General features: G+C 43.7%; 12 protein-coding genes. 11 read left to right on the top strand and 1 reads right to left on the bottom strand.

Annotated features, from left to right (window positions below; all coding sequences use genetic code 11):
• Positions 1–33 precede the first annotated feature (33 nt).
• Positions 34–1,749: a single-stranded-DNA-specific exonuclease RecJ gene (gene recJ / locus ITJ87_RS00460; protein ID WP_117965217.1), complete on the bottom strand. Its 1,716-nt coding sequence runs from the start codon at positions 1,747–1,749 to the stop codon at positions 34–36.
• A gap of 191 nt (positions 1,750–1,940) precedes the next feature.
• Here recJ and yaaA point away from each other — a divergent pair, with 191 nt between their 5' ends.
• The 11 genes from yaaA (at position 1,941) to ITJ87_RS00405 (ending at position 20,337) form a co-directional block, all read left to right on the top strand.
• A complete protein-coding gene (yaaA, locus tag ITJ87_RS00455; RefSeq protein WP_117965219.1) occupies positions 1,941–2,714 on the top strand; it encodes a peroxide stress protein YaaA in 774 nt (257 codons plus the stop codon).
• A 147-nt stretch (positions 2,715–2,861) separates the two neighbouring features.
• A complete protein-coding gene (locus ITJ87_RS00450; protein ID WP_117965222.1) occupies positions 2,862–3,857 on the top strand; it encodes a phosphatidylinositol-specific phospholipase C in 996 nt (331 codons plus the stop codon).
• An 83-nt stretch (positions 3,858–3,940) separates the two neighbouring features.
• Complete coding sequence (locus tag ITJ87_RS00445; RefSeq protein ID WP_117965250.1) at positions 3,941–4,765, top strand: ROK family protein; 825 nt, start codon at positions 3,941–3,943, stop codon at positions 4,763–4,765.
• A gap of 175 nt (positions 4,766–4,940) precedes the next feature.
• Complete coding sequence (locus ITJ87_RS00440) at positions 4,941–8,090, top strand: TonB-dependent receptor (RefSeq protein WP_117965224.1); 3,150 nt, start codon at positions 4,941–4,943, stop codon at positions 8,088–8,090.
• Positions 8,091–8,112: 22 nt separating this feature from the next.
• Positions 8,113–9,759, top strand: coding sequence for a RagB/SusD family nutrient uptake outer membrane protein (locus ITJ87_RS00435; RefSeq protein WP_117965252.1), 1,647 nt, complete (start codon positions 8,113–8,115; stop codon positions 9,757–9,759).
• Between the two features lie 200 nt (positions 9,760–9,959).
• Positions 9,960–12,890, top strand: coding sequence for a GH92 family glycosyl hydrolase (locus ITJ87_RS00430; protein ID WP_117965226.1), 2,931 nt, complete (start codon positions 9,960–9,962; stop codon positions 12,888–12,890).
• An 18-nt stretch (positions 12,891–12,908) separates the two neighbouring features.
• Entirely contained in the window at positions 12,909–13,772 is an 864-nt protein-coding gene (locus ITJ87_RS00425) for an endonuclease/exonuclease/phosphatase family protein (protein ID WP_117965228.1), read from the top strand.
• A 13-nt stretch (positions 13,773–13,785) separates the two neighbouring features.
• Entirely contained in the window at positions 13,786–14,928 is a 1,143-nt protein-coding gene (locus ITJ87_RS00420) for an alkaline phosphatase (protein WP_117965254.1), read from the top strand.
• Between the two features lie 20 nt (positions 14,929–14,948).
• A complete protein-coding gene (locus ITJ87_RS00415) occupies positions 14,949–16,553 on the top strand; it encodes a trehalase family glycosidase (protein WP_117965230.1) in 1,605 nt (534 codons plus the stop codon).
• 14 nt (positions 16,554–16,567) lie between these two features.
• A complete protein-coding gene (locus ITJ87_RS00410; protein ID WP_117600841.1) occupies positions 16,568–18,019 on the top strand; it encodes a glycoside hydrolase family 125 protein in 1,452 nt (483 codons plus the stop codon).
• Positions 18,016–20,337 (top strand): glycoside hydrolase family 20 protein, encoded by a 2,322-nt coding sequence (locus ITJ87_RS00405; protein ID WP_117974260.1) that lies wholly within the window; start codon positions 18,016–18,018, stop codon positions 20,335–20,337. Before ITJ87_RS00410 ends, ITJ87_RS00405 begins: the two co-directional genes overlap by 4 nt.
• Position 20,338: the final 1 nt, after the last annotated feature.

Below are 20,338 nucleotides of genomic sequence, written 5' to 3'. Positions count from 1 at the left end.
CTCCCTGTGGGGGAGGGGTTAGGGGAGAGGCTTTCAGTTCGGCTTTATGTCTTCAATCTGCAACTGCACTTCACCCCTCTTATGGGTATTCTCTTCAATGGAATAGCAGATGTCGAAGGAACGTTTGGTCTTGATGAAGCGTACGTGGGAACTTTGCCCGAAAGCGATGCCGTTCATTACATTGTTCGATTTATTATCCACCAGTTCTAGCTTGATATGTTCCTGGTCGCGGCCTACGACTTTGCTGGTACCATAATCATAGACATTGTGCGTACAGAAAATGGGTTTGGCATTGTCCGGTCCGAATGGATTGAATTTCTTCAAGTCGCTGAAGAATTTCGGAGTGATGTCTCTGAAATCAATCTCGGCATTGATGTCGATGACGGCGCATGTCTGTTCCGGCAGGATATTTTGTGATACGAACTCTTCGAAGCGTTCGATAAAGGCCGGTACATTTTCCACCTTCATGGAAAGACCGGCGGCGTAGGTATGACCTCCGAAGTTTTCCAGAAGGTCGCGGCAGTATTCAATGGCTTTGTAGACATCGAATCCGGAGACGGAACGGGCAGATCCGGTTGCCATGTCATCCGTACGTGTCAGTACTACTGCCGGCCGGTAATAGATTTCCGTCAGCCGGGAGGCTACGATGCCGATGACGCCTTTATGCCAGTCTTCATTGTACAATACGATGGAACGTCGGTCGGCAAGTCCGTCCAGGTCAGCTACAATCTTGTTGGCCTCCTCGGTCATGGTCTTGTCCAAGTCCTTGCGTGTCTCGTTGTATTGGTTGATTTGTCCGGCTTTCTCCAGGGCAAGAGAGAAATCTTTTTCAGTAAGCAAGTCAACAGCTTCTTTCCCGTTCTGGATACGTCCGGAGGCGTTGATGCGGGGACCTATTTTGAATACAATGTCACTGACGGTGATGTCCTTGTCCGTCAGTCCGCAGACATCAATGATTGCTTTCAGGCCTACGCTGGGATTACTGTTCAACTGCTTCAAACCGTGGTAGGCGAGAATGCGGTTTTCACCCATAATGGGGACAATATCCGATGCGATACTGACGGCGCAGAGGTCCAGTAAAGGGATAAGGTGATGGAACTCGATACCGTTGTTGAGGGCAAATGCCTGCATGAACTTAAAGCCTACACCGCATCCGGACAGATGTTCATAAGGATAGGTGTTGTCTTCCCGTTTGGCATTCAGAATGGCTACAGCAGGGGGCAGTACATCATCGGGGACATGATGGTCGCAGATGATGAAATCAATGCCTTTCTCCTTGGCGTATGTGATTTCTTCGACGGCTTTGATACCGCAGTCCAATACAATAATCAAACCTACACCACTCTCTGCGGCATAGTCTACTCCTTGGATTGAAACTCCATACCCCTCATTGTAACGGTCGGGGATATAGTAGTCGATGTTCGAATAGAACTGTTGAATAAACTTGTAGACCAATGCCACAGCCGTGGTACCGTCTACGTCATAATCTCCATAAACAAGAATGCGCTCTTTCTTTCCCATTGCCTTGTTCAGGCGCTCTACGGCTATATCCATATCCTTCATCAGGAATGGGTCGTATAAGTCCGGTAATTGGGGGCGGAAAAACTTTCGGGCATCCGCTGCCGTTGTTATTCCCCGCTCCACCAGCAATTTTCCCAATATTGAGCTAATTCCCAATTCTTGGGCCAGTTGTTGGCTTGCTTCTGCCTGTTCGGGTGTAATGGGTTGATAATTCCATTTGTGAGTCATTTTATATATTATTTTTTCTTTTTCTATCTCGAGATGTTGGGGAGTGGGGGCTAATACGTGCACTTTTCTCTAACAAGGTGTAAAGGTATGAAAAACTCTTGAAACGGAGGTGGATTCTGTGGAAAATCTTTATAACTATATGTATTCTCCACTAAAAATCTTTATTTTTGTATCTATAAAAAAATATTGCTATGCTTGTTTTTATTTCTTGTGCAAAGACCATGGCAGCGCACTGCTCTGTTGTCGTGCCCGAAGTCACAGTCCCGAAATTCGAGGTGGAGGCTGTGCGGAATGCGTTGGAAATGTCTCAGTATTCGGTATCCGAATTGGAAAGGCTTCTTCGGGTGAATACCAAAATTGCTGCCGAGAACCGCTTGCGTTTTCATGATTTCTGTTCGGAAGAGAATTGTCCGATGCCGGCCATCTGCGCCTATACCGGAGCTGTTTTTAAACGTATTCTTCCGAAGGATTTTTCGGCGGAGGATTTTCGTTATGCGCAAGAACATCTGCGTATCACTTCTTTTCTTTATGGGTTGCTTCGCCCGCTGGACGGTATCAAACCCTATCGCTTGGAAGGAGATGTCCGTTTGCCCGAAAAAGGTGGAATATCCATGTTTGATTATTGGAAGCCTTTGTTGACGGATTACTTCATAGAGGAAATTAAAAACTGTGGCGGTGTTCTCATTAATTTGGCAAGTGCTGAAATGAAAGATTTGTTCGACTGGAAGCGGGTGGAGCAAGAGGTGCGTGTTATTACGCCCGAGTTTCAAGTTTGGAAGGCCGGACAGCCGAAGACTGTCGTTATCTATGCCAAGATGTGTCGCGGAGAGATGACGCGTTTTATTGTTAAGAACCGTCTGGAGTGTCCTGAGGAGTTGAAATCCTTTTCTTGGGAGGGCTTCGTCTGGGATGAGATACGCAGTACGGAGAATGTATGGCATTTTTTGTTAGGTACATCTATGTAATGAAAAGGTACATTACGTTTGGCTCGGATGTTACTATATGTTGCTTTTGATGTTTGCGCAAAATGAAGAACTAAATACGCAATTTAGGATGAGGGAAAAGAATGAACCCTCTACATTTGCATGCAGTAAACTTAAAAGCAATATACTATGAAGAGAAACGGATTTAGAACAGTTGTTGTATTAGCTTTGACCATATTTCTATTGAATGCTCCGGTTTGTGCTACAGCTCCCAGATTGCAGGATACTTGTGCGGAGGCGGGGGATGAGGCTGCATTGCGGCCTGAGTGGATGAGGATTCTCCATGATACACTTCCTATATGTAAGATTTCTATTCCCGGTTCACACGATAGTGGTAGTATCAAAGGAGGGCATATGTTGAAAACGCAAGCAACAGATATTCCTGCCCAATTGCAACAAGGCATCCGCGCTTTTGATATCCGTTTGGAAAAGAAGGATGATAAACTGGGGGTATTTCACAGCCATGCCTTTCAGGATATATATTGGGAAGATGATGTTTTACCTGCTTTTATACACTTTTTGCAAACATATCCTTCTGAGACTTTGATTGTTTCTTTGAAAAAGGAAGGGGGAGAATCGCGGGATTATGCTTCTCTGCTGTCTGCTTCTTTAAACAACCCTAAGTATCAAAGTTATTTCGTGATGGACTTTCGCCCTGAACTGACGCTGAAAGATTGCCGTGGAAAGATTCTTTTCCTGCATAGGGATTATGCTATGGATAATTATCCTGGAGCAGCATGTGTAGGTTGGGAGGATGACAGCACTTGCCTGCTCACTCTTCGCAATAAAGATGGTAAGGAAGGGATAGCTCTGCTCGAAGATGAGTATCAATATGAATCGGGTGAGGAGGTCGGGAAGAAGGTCGGGGTTTGTATTCATAATATTGAAGGGATATCTGTTGAGCCGGTTTCTTCACGTCGGTGGGGGATTACTTTTGTAAGTGCGACGGGGCTGCCCTTGGGAACCCCTAAAGTCTTTGCTGATAAGGTGAACAAGTCTATTGCTGACTATTTAAAACAAAAGAATAGCCGGAATTGTGGTATTGTTTTTATCGATTTTGTCTGTGAACCTGGAGGAAAAGATTTGGTGGAATATTTGATTGACAGTAATGTTTGCGCAAAATGAAGATTTATATGCGCAATTGGGAATACTGAAAAAAAAGCATTTTTTTAATTTTGCACATGTTGAACACCTTAATGTTGTATACTATGAAACTGTCAATAGATTTAGGAGGAACCAATATTCGAATAGCCCAAGTGGAAAAAGGGAACTGCTTGAATAAAGTGTCGGTTCCATGTTTAGCTCAGCAAGATGCTTCTACTGTGTTAAACCAGCTTTCCCAGCTTATTCGGAATATGATGAATGAGCAGGTAGATGGTATCGGTATCGGTGTCCCTTCAATTGTTGATCCGGAGAAAGGAATTGTATATAATGTAGCAAATATATCTTCTTGGAAAGAAATACACTTGAAGGAGATTTTGGAGAACGAATTCAAGGTGGCAGTTGCCATTAATAATGATTCCAACTGTTTCACTTTAGGGGAGAGCCTATACGGCGAAGGAAAATCTTACACCAATATGGTAGGCGTTACTATTGGGACCGGAATTGGAGCTGGTGTTGTCATTGACCGCCATTTGTATGGTGGGCAATATATGGGAGCCGGTGAGATAGGCTCATTTCCTTATTTGGACTCTGATTTTGAACACTATTGCAGTAGTTTCTTGTTTAAACGTTATGGAACTACCGGTGCGGTAGTAGCTGAAAAAGCCCAGCAAGGAGAACAAACTGCATTGGAGATTTGGAAAGAGTTTGGGAGGCATTTGGGCAATCTTATAAAGGCAATTCTTTTTGCCTATGCTCCCCAAGCTATTGTTTTAGGAGGCGGTATCGTATCGGCTTTTCCTTTCTTTAAAGATGCTATGGAACAAACAATGCAAAGTTTCCCCTACAAAATCATATCGGATAATGTGAGGGTAGTGGCTTCGCATCAAAAGGATTCCAGTTTATTGGGCGCTGCCGCTCTTCTTGAGTAATAATCCCTATACGATTTGACTGAAAAAATAATAAACGTTTTATTGTTATATTGTTTTACAGATAAATAAGGGCTGTTAGAGAAATACTCCTTTTGTAATAACTATGTAATTCTGCTTTCTGACCTTTGTGGCAGAATTATAATTTTCTATATTATAAACTTTAAATTTTAAATGCATGAAACAAGTAAATCTTAGAATCTATCGAACGATTCTGACCCTATTGTTGGGGCTGTTCTTGTCGGCAGGTGCTTATGCACAGCAGATTTCTGTGAAAGGAACAGTAAAAGATCAGACTGGCGAACCTGTGATTGGTGCCAATGTATTAGTGAAAGGAACGACCAATGGAGTGATTACGGACATTGACGGAAAATTCCTTCTGTCGGCTGCGAAGGATGGTGTGCTAGTAATTAGTTTTGTGGGCTATACCTCTCAAGAAGTACCGGTGACTGGGAAAGAATTGACTGTGATTTTAAAAGAGGATACTGAACTCTTGGATGAAGTTGTGGTTCTGGGTTACGGGGCTAGTGCTCGTAAACAAGACTTATCCGCTTCGGTGGGAGTAGTAAGTAATACTGAGGAATTGGCTGCGCGTCCGGTAACTTCTACAGAGAGTATGTTGCAAGGTCAGCTACCGGGTGTTACCATTCAGGCAGATGGTGGTGATCCCACTTCCTCTCCTTCCATTGTAATCCGTGGTCAAGGCTCACAAGATGGTGATAATGTGCTTTGGGTTGTAGACGGCGTGCCGGGGGCTCCTATCGCTTCTATGAATGATATTGAGAGCATTGTAGTGTTAAAGGATGCTGCTTCGGCTGCCATTTATGGTGCACAATCGGGTGCAGGTGGTGTCGTGTTGGTTACCACTAAAAAGGCTAAAGAAGGTGCACCGTCACTGACTTATGATGGTACTTTTGGCATTCGTCAGGCCACCAATCTGATAGAACCACTGAATGCTGAACAGCAATTGGAAATGCGCAAAATGTCTTATGCAAATGCAGGGCTTACATTGCCTGATGGTTGGGATATAAACAAGAATCCTTGGATAGGTACTACCCGCACTGATTGGATGGACGAGATTTTCCGCACGGCTTTTTATCAGCGTCACAATGTAGCTTTAAATGTGGGTACCGAGAATTTTACACATCGTTTGTCTTTAGCTTATGATAATGATGAAGGTGTGCTGATTAATACTTTCAAAAAGAATTTGTCATTACGTTACAACAGTAAATTGAAACTGAACAAATGGGTGAGTATCAGTGAAGACTTTACTTGGCAAAACACTTCATCACGTACCAAAAGTACGGATAATGACGCCTTTACGGGGCCTATTATCTCGGCAATTTACATGCCTGCCAGTGCTACTGTCTACAATCCGCTGGATGGGAGTTATGGCGGAACCACAACTGAGGATCCTGAATATATCAAAAAGTATGGAAGTAACTTTGCTGATGCTCACGGTGATGCGGTGAATCCGGTTCGTTTGCTTGAAGCTGAAAACGTTTATGACAAGACGAGTGATGTGTGGAGTACTACCAGCTTGAACATTGATAATGTGATTCCGGGTCTGAAGTTTGTCAGCCGTTTTACTTATAATCTGCGTACAAATCACTTTAAGAAATTTAATCCTATTCGTGATGAAGTAGGTAAGCCGGTTCTCAGCAATAATTTGCAAGAAACGACTTATCGTGCTGATGCTTGGAAGACAGAGAATACGTTGACCTATGATAATACTTTCGGTGACCATACAATAGGTGTGCTTTTAGCTACTACCGCTGATCATAGTGAAACGCGTGGGCTGGAGGTGACTGGCACTGACCTTGCAGATGAATCTGCTTATCTACAATACTTGGCTTATGCCAAATCTTTGAAAGGTACTGACTATTTGACCGGTCCCGATGCCAATGTATCCTTGATTGGTCGTTTGGCTTATTCATATGCTGACCGTTATTTCCTCACGGCTTCTTTCCGTCGTGATTATGCCGGTCGTCTGCCCAAGGAGAATAACTATGGTGATTTTCCTGCTTTTACTTTGGGATGGAAGATTTCGAATGAATCGTTCTTCAAGAAAAGTGACTTAATCAGTTTACTGAAGGTGCGTGCCTCTTGGGGACGTATCGGTAACATCAGTTCTGTACCTATAGCTTATAAATCACCGGTACTTGATAAGACTAGTTGGAATGAACAAGCTCAGTATGGTGTTGCTTCGAATACGGTGTGGGGCAATATTGTTTTTATTCCGACGGATGCCTTGAATGTTGATTTGACTTGGGAAACTTCAGAACAGACAGACTTGGGACTTGATGTGGAGATGTTTAATAACCGTCTGTCATTGTCAATGGATTATTTTGATAAGCGGACATTCAATCTTATCCAGACACGTACTACGGGATGGCCACAGACTATCGGTGTGAAACGTCAGCTTATAAACTTGGGTGAGGTACGTAATCGTGGTTTTGAAGTTTCTGCCAATTGGAGTGATAAAATCAATAAAAACCTTTCATATTTTGTATCGGGCAATTTCTCTTATTTGAAGAACTGGGTTTCGGACATAGGTGTGAAAAATGCTGACGGTACTTCGGGGGTGTGGACAAGTGACAAGACTTTCCGTAATTTACCTTACATGATTCAATCTGCAGAAGGAAAACCGTTGAACTCTTTCTATCTGATTAAAACTGACGGTATTTTCCAAAGCGATGAAGAGGCAGCCAATTATAAGAATAAGGATGGGAAACCGATACAACCGGGAGCTCAAGCTGGTGATTTGAAATTCGTGGATTATAATGGTGATGGAGAAATTAGTGATGAGGACCGTCAGTATATGGGTAATGCCATGCCTAAAACAACTTTCGCCTTCACTTTGGGCGTTACATGGAAGAAACTTTCTATCAGTGCCATGTTCCAAGGTGTAGGCGGTGCACAAGCGCTTTATGTAGGTAAATCCATGTTGTTGAGCGATGTGGAAGGTAGTTTCAATCGTTCTGCTGAAATATTGAATGCTTGGAGTCCTACAAATAAAGGATCGGACATTCCCCGTCTTTCTAAGCTGGATGATAATAAAAACTTCACCCGTCCATCTGACTATTTCTTGGAAAACTCATCCTATTTGCGGTTCAAAAACTTGACCGTATCTTATGATTTGAGCGATGTATTCCGCAAATGGTCTCATTTGAACGAACGTAATAGCCGTCTTTCTGTTTACTTTAGCGGTGAGAATCTGGTTACGTTTACTGGATATTCAGGCATGGATCCTGAATGCGGTGGATGGGATGCTTTGAAATACCCGGTATCGCGTGTATTGTCGGTAGGTGTGAAACTGACTTATTAATAACGTAAAGATAGAAATGATTATGAAAAAAAATATATTGTTTTTAGCTATATCGGCTGCACTATTGACAAGCTCTTGTAGTGATTTTCTAGATGTGCAGCCTGAAGGAAATGCTACTATAAATGCCTATTTCCTGAACGATCAACAAGCCATTGATGCCGTTGACGGATTGTACGAACGCTTCCATCAGGAGGCTCTTTATGGACGTGAACTTTTTTGGGAGCAGGGAGCTGCTTGCGATGTGGTATGGGGGCGTACTCGTGACTATACCGACTTGGCTCTTTTTAAAAATGATGCTTCCAGCTCTACTCCGTTAAATGGTATTTTTGAAACGCTCTATAAAGTGATGGCGCGTTCCAATTGGGTAATAAAAAGTTTATTGGATAAGGAGAAAAAAACAGCTCTTACACCCGTAGAAACACGAAGCTTGGGTGAGGCTTACTTTACTCGTGGATGGGCACACTTTTTGATGGCCTATCGTTATGGATTGCCCGAGCAAGGAGTGCCTTTTGTTCGCTATGAAGATTTTGAAGGTGACTATGATTATTCTATTCCACCTCAGCAGAAGTCAGTGGAAGACAACTATAGGATGATTATTGAAGACATGGACTGGGCTATAGAACGCTTGCCTCGTTTGGAAGACTATGATGCGGATAATATCGGGCGTGCACATGATGCCGCTGCTGTGGCTTTTAAAGCCAAGGTTTATGCCTATTGGGCTACTTGGGAACCTGAAAAGTGGAAAGATGTGATTGCCATGGTCAATGATTTGGAATCTACCTACCGCCGCAACTTGGCAGGCTCTTTGGATGAAGTGTTCTCTTCGGAGTTTGCCGATTTCTATAATGAAGAATACATTTGGGCCATTCCCGGTAATGGAGGTTCCAATGGAGGCGGTTCCGAATTTCCCGGCGTTGTCTTAGAGAACAAGGGATGGGGAATGTATAATGGCTGGGGACAGAACAAGCCTTCTTATGATATTTATGAGGAGATGCGCAAGGACGGTGAAGGAAATGCTCGCCTGATTCGTTCTATTTTGGAATACAATCAGGAATTCCAATTCTTTGGAGAGACTCGCCGTTTCTATTCCTCTTCTGATATAGAAGCAGGATTCATGATCAACAAATATATGGATCCATTCAAACACAAGGACCCCACTACCGGTTACATTAATAGCAACGGTGATTGGCCAACGGCACGGATTAATTTCCCGGTCATCCGTTTTGCCGAGATGTTGTTGTTCCGTGCGGAAGCTTACTTGATGACTAATCAGGCTGATAAGGCATGGACTGATTTGAACCGTATTCACAAACGTGCTTGTGGACGGGATTTGGATACCCCGGCGCCAGCTACCATGACACAATTGTATCATGAACGTCGTTGTGAGTTGGCTTTTGAATTTACTGATCACTTGTTTGATTTGAAACGTTGGCATCGTTCTTCCAATGCTGAAATCAAGGCGTTAGCAAAGAAAGAGCTGAATGCACTTCCTCGTGTACGTATTTATGAAGAACGTTCTAATCCGGAGTCGAATTTCAGGATTGATACTTATGAAGCATTCCGTAAAGCATCTAAAGTTTATGAGGACTACCGTATGGTTTTCCCTTATCCGTACCAACAGATTGTGAATTCTAATGGTCAGTTGAAACAGAATCCGGGTTATAATTAATCTCCTTTATAGGAAGTTGGAAATATAGATAGACCTCATTGCCATTGGTCTAATCTGCAGGGGTTGGTATTTTCGGGTATTGATCCTTGCAGATATTTCTTCTTTTTCTTTCATTTGCAAAGGCTATTCATAAAATCATTTTAATATACGGAGAGACGGCATTCCCGACAGTCTGCAGCGCTCTTCAAATATACAGTCTGATGAAATTAAAAACTCTTATATGTGCAGCTGCTGCTTTTGGGGCTTGCTGTTCTTGTACGTCCGGTGAACTATCTCCCGTAGACTATGTAGACCCTTTTATCGGTACCGGCTTTCATGGGCATACTTATCCGGGGGCAACCGTTCCGTTCGGGGCGGTACAGTTAAGTCCTGACACGCGTGCCGGAAACTGGGATGCTTGTTCAGGGTATCATTATGATGATACGACTCTAAAAGGTTTTTCACACACACATTTAAGTGGGACCGGATGCATTGATCTTGGGGATATACTGTTTCGTCCTACTACGCTGAAACCGGATTTGACTACGGAAAACATTTACCAGCCGGCGGCTTTTTCCCATAAAGACGAAGATGCTTCTGCCGGATATTATTCGGTTGTTCTGAAAGAAGAAGGAATAAAAGCTGAATTGACGGTAACGGCACACGCCGGTATGCACCGCTATACGTTTCCTTCCGGCAAAGAAGCATCTATTATTATAGATTTGACTCATTTGCTTGATAACGAATATATTTATGAGGCTGAACTTGAACAGACTGCCGCCAACGAAATAACAGGTATGCGCAGAACCAGGGGATGGACGGACAATCAGTACGTTTATTTTGTAGCCCAGTTCTCGAAACCTTTTCAGGCCATAGACTTTATACAGAATAAAAAGATGGTTTCTGCAGGAGTTAAGTTGATCGGTACCGATTTGCAGGCTTGCTTGTCCTTCGATAATAGTAATGGAGAGCCGGTTATAGCCAAAGTTGGATTATCCATTGTCAGTGAAAAGAATGCACGTGAGAATTTGGAAACCGAGGTGATAGGTTTCGATTTTGATGCCGTGCGTAGTGCTGCCCGTTCCGCTTGGGAACAAGCTCTCTCTGCTATTACGGTAGAAGGCGGCAATACGGACGACTTGAAGAATTTCTATACAGCCATGTATCATTCTATGGTTGTACCCAATGTCGTGAGTGATGTCAATGGTGAGTACCGCCGTCATAATATGGAGGTTGGGCAACTGCCAAAAGGTAAAGTGCAATATTCTACATTTTCGCTTTGGGATACTTTCCGTGCATGGAATCCGTTGATGACTTTGATTGATACAACTTTGGTCAATAATATGATAAATTCCTTTTTGGACATTTACGAATCTTCGGGTGAACTTCCTATCTGGCCGCTTTCTGCCGGAGAGACGGGAACTATGATTGGTTATCATGCAGTGTCCGTTATAGCAGATGCTTATATGAAGGGTATTAGAGGATTTGACGCGGAAAAGGCGTTGGAAGCTATGGTAGTTTCTTCTGAAAAGAACAAAAAGGGAGCCGATTACTATATTCAGAATGGCTTTATTCCTTCTAATATAAAGAAAGAGTCCATCTCTTGTTTGCTGGAGTTTGCCTATGATGACTGGTGTATTGCACGTATGGCTCAGGAAATGGGTAAGGATGATATTTATCAAAAGTATATTCAACGTTCCCAGAACTATATCAATGTTTTTGATGGTAATACAAAATTCTTCCGCCCCAAGCGGATGGATGGGAACTGGGAAACTCCCTTCAATCCTATTGAGGTAGGTCGTGCCTATACGGAAGCCACAGCCTGGCAGTATCGCTTCTTTGTACCTCACGATGTAAGCGGTATGGCACAACTGTTTGGTGGTAAGGAAGAGTTTTTTACTGCACTCGATTCTATCTTTACTGTAGAGTCGGATATACATGGCGATTTAGTGGATATTACCGGACTGATAGGTCAGTATGTTCATGGCAATGAGCCGAGCCATCATATCGCCTATCTGTACGATTACGTAGGACAGCCTTGGAAGACGCAAGAAATAACACGTCGTCTGCTCCATGAAATGTACGCTCCTACGCCTGAAGGAATCATTGGTAATGAAGATTGTGGACAGATGTCTGGTTGGTATATATTATCCAGCTTGGGTATTTATTCAGTTTGTCCAGGAAGCAATGAGTTTGCACTGACTACTCCTCTATTTGAGAAAGCGGTTGTCAATCTGGCAAATGGAAAGACTTTGACCATCCTTGCCAACAATCCAAAGAAGAATGTCTATATCACAAAAGTAGAATTGAACGGTCAACCGATAGATGTAAATTTCATTACTTATGCACAGTTGATGGAAGGTGGAGAACTTCGTTTTACTTTGTCTGACAAGCCGAATATGGAGAGAGGTGTTTCCTCTGAAGCATCCCCTTATTCCTATACTAAAGATGAAGTCGTTTCCATTCCCTATGTGGATAAGGATTTGAACTTGTTTATGGATAAGGTAACGGTTGCATTGGCCACAACAACCAAGGATGCCGAAATCAGATATACATTGGATGGCAGCGAGCCCACAGAGCAGTCGGCATTGTACGAGCAGCCTTTTGAACTGGACAAGACCACTTTAATAAAAGCCAAAGGATTCAAGGAAGGTCTCCGCTCAAGCAGAACATTATCCATATTGGCAACGAAAGCTGAATTGAAGGCTGCTCTTTCTGTAAATCCTACTCAGAATGGTACATCTTATAAGTACTTTGAAGGCACTTACCAGAAAGTGGCTGATGTAGAGAAGTCACCGTTGCTGGAGTCTGGTGTCATGCCCGAACCTTCTATTAAGGGTGCTAAGCAGGAGGATCATTTCGGTTATATCTTTTCTGGATTGATAAATGTTCCCGAAGATGGAGTCTATACTTTCCAGACCCGTTCGGATGATGGCAGTGTTTTATACATTCACGGTGAGCAGGTAGTCAACAATGATGGTTCCCATGCTGCAATTCCTGCTACCGGAATGGTTGCACTGAAGAAAGGTTTTCATCCTTACAAGCTCTATTACTTTGAAGATTATGAAGGTGAGCATTTAAGCTGGGCTTGGAAACTGCCTTCTGCCGAGAAGTTGGTACCCATTCCTGCATTGGCTTTATTTGTGAAATAATAGTTTAATATATATGCTATGAGAAAGTTATTTTTGTTATTTTTACCTTTGTTCGCTGCATCATGCGGACAGGTGAAGCAGCAGGCATCTGCACCAGAGCCCGTTAATGTCATGAGTTTCAATATTCGTTATGACAATCCGGAAGACAGTCTGGATAATTGGGAGTATCGCAAGGAGCGTGCGGCCAACGCCATTCGCTTTTATGATGTCGACATATTGGGTACGCAAGAAGTACTTCATAATCAGTTGGAAGACCTTAAACAACGTTTGCCGGAATATGGAGTCATCGGTGTAGGCCGTGAAGACGGAAAGGAAAAGGGTGAATATAGTGCACTCTGGTATAAGAAAGAACGTTTCAACTTGCTGGATTCCGGTTATTTCTGGTTGAGCGAGACTCCTGAAGTTGCCGGTTCCAAGGGCTGGGATGGAGCTTGTGAACGTATCGCTTCATGGGCAAAACTGCAAGATAAAGTAAGTGGTAAGGAGCTCTTCGCGTTGAATACCCACTTGGATCATGTAGGTGTTGCTGCACGTCGTGAAGGCATAAGCCTTATGCTGGATAAAGTAAATGAGTTGAGTGGTAACTTACCCGTAGTAGTAACGGGCGACTTTAATGCTAGTCCGGAATCGGATGTCATCAAACACGTGACTGACCCTTCCAACCCGGAACACTTGACAGACGCGCGTCAGGCATCGGCAATTGTTTATGGTCCGGCATGGAGTTTCCATGATTTCGGAAGGATTCCTTACGATAAACGTCCGCTGATTGATTACGTATTTGTACGTAATGGACTGAAAGTTTTGAGGTATGGTGTGTTGGCTGAAACAGAGAATAATGTTTTCCTCTCCGACCATGCTCCTATCTTAGTAACGGTTGAATAATAAAATGATTATTATGAATAAGATAACAAGAATATGTATCATAACACTCTTGGCAGTCCTGCTACTGCCGGTAGAGTTATCGGCACAAAGCCGCCGTGATAAAGAACAGACCTATGTCTTAGAACAACCCTATGAGGTGACAAAGATTACCCCTCCCCAAGGCAAGAAGGTAAAGAATGTCATCTTGATGATTGGTGATGGCATGAGCCTTATGCACGTATATTCTGCTTGGACAGCCAATCGAGGCAAGTTGTTTTTGGATAATTGCCAGGTAGTAGGCTTGTCTAAAACCTATTGTGCCAACAAGTTGATTACAGACTCGGGAGCGGGTGGAACAGCCATAGCTACGGGGCAGAAGACCAACTATCATTCTGTGGGTGTAGATACCGAAGGACGTCCTTTGAAATCATTGGTAGACCTGGCTGCTGCTAAAGGTAAATCTACCGGTATAGCGGTGACCTGCCGTCTGTGGGATGCCACTCCTGCTGACTTCTGTTGCCACAACAAGGATAGGGATGCGGAAGCTGAAATCGTAGCAGATTACGTTAATTGCAGTGCCGATTATGTATTCGGTGGAGGTGCCAAGCTTTTCGAAAATCGTGAAGATGGACGCAATTTGTTTAAGGAACTACGTGACAAAGGATTTCAGACTCCTCGTAGTTGGGATGAATTGGCTGGCATAAAGAGTAGTAAGGTATTTGCCGTACCTTATCCCGTCGATACTCCTCTTCCTGCTGAACGTGGCGACCTTTTGGCACGTGCTTCATTGAAAGGCATCGAATTGCTGGACCAAAATAAAAACGGCTTCTTTATGATGATAGAAGGGTCGCAGCTGGACGACTACGGACACTTCAACGACATTGATTTGCTGATGCAGGAAACACATGACTTTGACCGTACTATCGGTGCCATTTATGAATGGGCTGCCAAGGATGGAGAAACATTGGTAGTAGTTACTGCAGACCATGAGACCGGTGGACTTACGTTGGTTGATGGAGATTTGGCAGAAGGCAGAATCGTATGTAAGTTCTCTACTGGCGGTCATAGTGGTGTAATGGTACCAGTGTATGCTTTTGGTCCCGGTGCAGAGGAGTTTACAGGGATTTTTGAAAATACTGCTATCTTTGACAAGATAAAAAAACTGCTCAATTTGTAATTAAAAAATAACTATTCCCTATGTTGAAACACATTTTATTGCTAGGATTACTTTCTTTTTCCACTCTCCCTTTGCTGAAAGCTCAGAGCTGTGGCAATGATGAAAAGTATCATTTGCCTTATAAAAATACGTATGTAAAGGAACCGTTGGTCACTGAAAACGAATATCGTGTGGCAAAACCTGAGACGATTGTGCCGAAAAGCTTCGAAGAAGCCCGGCAGATTCTTCCCAATCCCATTTGGGGTGGACATGACAAGGAACTTGAAATGTATTGGAAGGCATGGGAAATAGCTATCGGCAATATTCGTGCTCCTCAAGCAGGTTCGGGTTTTGTCTCAAGCTATTTGGATACAGCTTATAATGGTAATATCTTTATGTGGGATTCCTCTTTCATTCTGATGTTTGCCCGCTATGGTACCCGTTTCTTTCCTTTCCAAAATACGCTGAACAACTTTTACGCCAAGCAGCATCCCGACGGTTTCATTTGCCGTGAAATAAAGGCGGATGGTGCCGATTGCTTTGAACGCTATGATCCAGTCAGTACCGGACCGAATTTGATGCCTTGGTGTGAGATGGTCTATTTCCATCAGTTTGGTGATACGGAACGCCTGCACAAGATATTTCCGGTACTTTGTGCTTATTATAAGTGGTTGAAATTGAACCATACTTGGAGAAATGGAACCTACTGGTCAAGCGGATGGGGAACCGGCATGGATAATATGCCCCGTGTTCCGTCAGAATACAGCCCTATCTACAGTCACGGGCATATGATTTGGTTGGATACAAACCTACAGCAATTATTTACTGCCAATTTACTACTTGAGATGGGCTTTTATCTGGAACGTTGGCAAGAGATAGAAGAGTTTGAAGACGAAGCCAAAATGCTGGGAAAATATATCCATGACAATCTTTGGGATGAAAAGACCGGTTTCCTTTATGACCAGTATGCTGACGGTACTCTCTGTACAACCAAGGGAATAGGTGCCTATTGGGCTCTGTTTACTGATGTATTGGATTCTGTACAGTTGGATCGTATGGTGAAGGAATTGGATAATCCTGCCACATTCAACCGGAAACACCGTATTCCTTCTTTGTCTGCCGATAATCCCAAGTACAAGGAGAATGGCCGTTATTGGCAGGGTGGCGTATGGCCGGGAACTAATTACATGGTGATGCAGGGCCTTGTGCAGAAAGGTTATGGTAAACTGGCACGGGAGATTTGTTTGAATCATTATGCCCAGGTGTTTGAGGTCTATAAGAAGACTGGAACTTTTTGGGAATATTATGCTCCGGAAAGTGCTGAGCCGGGATTTATGGCAAGGGATAATTTTGTAGGTTGGGCAGGACTTCCTCCTATTGCCGAATTGATAGAATTTATTATCGGTATTCGGGGAGATTATGCCAAAAAGCAGATTATCTGGGATATGAATTTGACGGAGACTAACGGCATAGAACGTTATCCTTTTGGTCCCGAAGGGCTTATTTCCTTAAAAGCTGAGGCACGCCGTTCGGCAAGTGATGAACCTCGTATTACAGTAGATTCCAATATCGATTTTGAACTGTGTCTACTCTATGGTGAAAAAGAGAAAAAGATAAATGTGACATCCGGTAAGCATACCTATTAAAGAAGACATCAATCATGAAAAACAATATGTCAAGACGCCAATTTCTGAAGACTGGCGGGCTTGCCTTGGCTGCAATGACCTTTCAGCCCGCTTCCGTATTATCTTCATCCGGGACTTTGAGCCAGAGATATGTTTCGTTGCGTCCTTCTGCAAGCAAAAGGAGCTTCATTTCGAAGGCAGTAGATGCTGCCATTGAAGAAGCAAAGCCTAAAATAAAGGACGAGAAGTTGCGCTGGATGTTCGAGAACTGTTTTCCCAATACGCTTGACACTACTGTCAGATATAGAGTGAAGAATGGCAGACCGGATACTTTCGTCATTACAGGTGATATAGATGCCATGTGGCTGCGCGACTCTTCAGCGCAAGTATGGCCCTATCTGCCGTTGATGAAGAAAGATAGGGACTTGCAGCTGATGGTGGCAGGACTTGTCAACAGACAGACTGAATGTATCTTGATAGACCCGTATGCCAATGCCTTCAACGACGGGCCGTTGGGCAGCTATTGGGAAACCGACCATACACAACATATGGTTAAGGAACTGCATGAACGCAAATGGGAGATAGATTCTTTGTGCTATCCCATTCGTTTGGCCTATCATTATTGGCAATACACGGAAGACACGTCTGTGTTCGATGAAAATTGGCATAAAGCGATGCTGCTGGTGGTCAAGACCTTTAAAGAGCAACAGAGGAAACAAGGCTTAGGACCTTATAGCTTTACGCGCGATTGCGACCGCCCTACAGATTCGCAGATTAACAACGGATGGGGAGCACCGGTAAAGCCGGTCGGCTTAATCGTTTCTTCTTTCCGTCCGTCAGATGATGCTACACAATACGGTTTTCTGATTCCTTCTAATATGTTTGCAGTTGTGTCATTGCGCCAATTGGCCGAGATAGAGGATAAAGTTTATGGAAACAAGGACTTCTCTGGCAAATGTATAGCACTGGCAGATGAAGTGGATGCAGCTATCCGCAGGTATGGTACTTTCAATCATCCGGTTTGTGGACGTATTTATGCTTTTGAGGTCGACGGTTTTGGTAACGCGCTTTGTATGGACGATGCCAATGTACCCAGTTTGCTGGCTGCGCCTTATCTGGGTTATTGCTCTTTTAAAGATGCGATTTACCAGAGTACCCGCAAAATGATATGGAGTGACAATAATCCTTATTTCTTTAAAGGAAAAGCCGGCGAAGGGGTAGGAGGTCCTCATGTGGGATTGAATTATATCTGGCCGATGAGCATCATTATGAAGGCTTTTACAACGGATGATTCCGAAGAAATACGTGCTTGTCTGAAGCAACTTCGTGATACGGACGGAGGGACGGGCTTTATGCATGAGTCTTTCCATTCGGAGGATGCCGCGGACTTTACTCGTTCCTGGTTTGCCTGGACAAATACTTTGTTCGGTGAACTGATATTGAAGACAATCAAGGAATATCCCAACTTATTATCCCAAATACTATGAAGATAAGATATTGGTTACTGGCTATGTTATTCATTTTTCTCTCTTGTGGGAGAGTGGCTGATGATGTAGCGACAAACTATGGTATTATACCCATGCCGAATGAACTTGCTCCAATGCAGGGAGTGTATGTCCTGCAAGGGGAAAAAACAGTGGCTGTCCCTTCCGGGGAAGCCGCGATGAAAGTTTTTCATTATTTGGAGGATGCGTTGAAAAACACTTCTGTAACGCTGAAGGGTATTTCGGAAACGGGAAAGGCCGATATTTGCTTATCCATAGATAATTCCTTGCCCGATGAGGCCTATACATTGGAGGTTTCTTCCGATAGGATAAATATATCTTCCAATGAAACTGCCGCAGGATTTTTTTATGGTGTCCAGTCTTTGCTGCAACTCATGCCGGCAGCCATTTATGATGGTGACCGGAAATACGAAGGAAAGATTAGGATTCCTGCTGTCAGCATTACGGATGCTCCCCGTTTTCCTCATCGTGGGGCTATGATGGATGTAGGACGTAATTTTCTGCCAAAAGAGGAAGTGCTGAAGTTTCTTGATTTGATGGCATTCTATAAATTGAATAAATTCCATTTTCATCTGACAGATGACCAAGGATGGAGAATAGAAATAAAGAAATACCCGAAACTGACTGAAATAGGTTCTTATCGTAAACAGACTCAGATAGGACACTCTGATTATTATTTTCCACGGCGTTACGATGGAAAAGAAAAGAGAGGTTATTATACGCAGGAAGAAATAAAGGAAATTGTGAAGTATGCATCCGACCGTTTCATTACGGTCATTCCCGAAATTGAAATGCCGGGACATGCATCCGCAGCACTGGCTTCCTATCCGGAACTTTCTTGCGGACTGAGAAAGACTTATGTGGTGCGTGATTATTTTGATGTTTTTGATGAGGTCTATTGCCCCAAAGAGCATACATTTGAATTCTTACAAAATGTGCTGACCGAAGTTATGGAACTCTTCCCCAGCCATTATATCCACATTGGTGGAGATGAGTGCCCCAAGAAAGCATGGAAGAAGTGTGCCCATTGCCAGCATTTGATGAAGCGGGAAGGTCTGCCCAACGAAGAAGCTCTGCAAAGTTGGTTTATCCATCGGATTGAGCAATTTGTGAACAGTAAAGGGCGTGACATCATCGGGTGGGATGAGATTCTGGAAGGAGGGCTTGCTCCTAATGCTACCGTCATGTCATGGCGTGGCGAAAAAGGAGGTATCGAAGCGGCTCACCAACGGCATAAAGTCATTATGACACCCGGCAAAAAGTGTTATTTGGATTACTACCAGGAAAGTCCGGAATTTGCCCCGTTGGCTATCGGCGGTTTTCTTCCGCTGGATACGGTGTACAATTATAACCCGCTTCCTGCTGAACTGACTCCGGAAGAACAAGCTTATATAATAGGTGTACAAGCCAATATCTGGGGAGAGTACATACAGACTCCCGAGTATTTTGAATATATGGCTTTCCCTCGTTTGCTGGCTATGTCAGAGGTGCAATGGACACAGCCGGAACATAAGGACTTCGAGTCGTTTGCCCGTAGGCTGGATAAGGAGTTTGAACGATTGGATTATTGCGGAGTGAATGCTTGCCGCAACTTCTATGAAGTCAATCAGACTGGTGCGTGGAACAAGTCGCAGCAGACTTATGAGGTGACTTTGAACACCTTCTGTCCGGATGCCGATATTTACTATGCGGTAAATGATTCAACGGTCAACACTTCATCTTCCCTTTATGAGACTCCGATACCGTTGGACGAGGATGCAACTGTTTATTCGGCAGTTTACAGAGACGGTAAGCCGCTAGGAAAAGTGACCTGCAAGAGTTTTGCTGTAAACAAGGCAACCGGATGTGACTATACTTGTAATCCTGAAGCAGGATGGGAGCACTTGAATAAAGGCTTCGGACTGACTGATGGACGACGTGGCTATGCCCGCGACATGCGTCGCTGGATTAGCTTCTACCAGGATACTGTACAGATTGTAGTGGAACTGAAGAAACCTCAAAAAGTCAAGGAAGTTGCCTTTTCTTCTTTATGGAGGCCGGTAAATGGGATATGGCCGGCAAGAGCGATGGGGGTCTCTGTGTCAATGGATGGTCAGACTTTTATTCCGGTGGGCACTAAACGGCTGACTTATGATTTTACCTTGACGGAAGGCACCCGTTTTCCGGTATCTCTTTCATTTGCCGAAACGGAAGCTGCATTTGTCCGCTTGGAATTATTGAGTGGTGGCTTGTGCCCGAAAGGATATTTTCATGAAGGGTTGCAGAGTGAGTTGGCAATAGATGAAATAGAAATATATTAAT

It is taken from the genome of Bacteroides sp. HF-162 (genome assembly GCF_015679285.1).
Lineage (GTDB): Bacteria > Bacteroidota > Bacteroidia > Bacteroidales > Bacteroidaceae > Bacteroides > Bacteroides uniformis.
This window is presented reverse-complemented; position numbering and strand designations above follow the sequence as displayed.

Bases quoted from the DNA above. Each gene is read 5' to 3' on its own strand.
- ITJ87_RS00445 (WP_117965250.1), top strand. From the start codon at position 3,941: ATGAAACTGTCAATAGATTTAGGAGGAACCAATATTCGAATAGCCCAA.
- ITJ87_RS00430 (WP_117965226.1), top strand. From the start codon at position 9,960: ATGAAATTAAAAACTCTTATATGTGCAGCTGCTGCTTTTGGGGCTTGC.
- ITJ87_RS00435 (WP_117965252.1), top strand. From the start codon at position 8,113: ATGAAAAAAAATATATTGTTTTTAGCTATATCGGCTGCACTATTGACA.
- ITJ87_RS00440 (WP_117965224.1), top strand. From the start codon at position 4,941: ATGAAACAAGTAAATCTTAGAATCTATCGAACGATTCTGACCCTATTG.
- recJ (WP_117965217.1), bottom strand. From the start codon at position 1,749: ATGACTCACAAATGGAATTATCAACCCATTACACCCGAACAGGCAGAA.
- ITJ87_RS00425 (WP_117965228.1), top strand. From the start codon at position 12,909: ATGAGAAAGTTATTTTTGTTATTTTTACCTTTGTTCGCTGCATCATGC.
- ITJ87_RS00450 (WP_117965222.1), top strand. From the start codon at position 2,862: ATGAAGAGAAACGGATTTAGAACAGTTGTTGTATTAGCTTTGACCATA.
- ITJ87_RS00415 (WP_117965230.1), top strand. From the start codon at position 14,949: ATGTTGAAACACATTTTATTGCTAGGATTACTTTCTTTTTCCACTCTC.
- ITJ87_RS00405 (WP_117974260.1), top strand. From the start codon at position 18,016: ATGAAGATAAGATATTGGTTACTGGCTATGTTATTCATTTTTCTCTCT.
- ITJ87_RS00410 (WP_117600841.1), top strand. From the start codon at position 16,568: ATGAAAAACAATATGTCAAGACGCCAATTTCTGAAGACTGGCGGGCTT.
- ITJ87_RS00420 (WP_117965254.1), top strand. From the start codon at position 13,786: ATGAATAAGATAACAAGAATATGTATCATAACACTCTTGGCAGTCCTG.
- yaaA (WP_117965219.1), top strand. From the start codon at position 1,941: ATGCTTGTTTTTATTTCTTGTGCAAAGACCATGGCAGCGCACTGCTCT.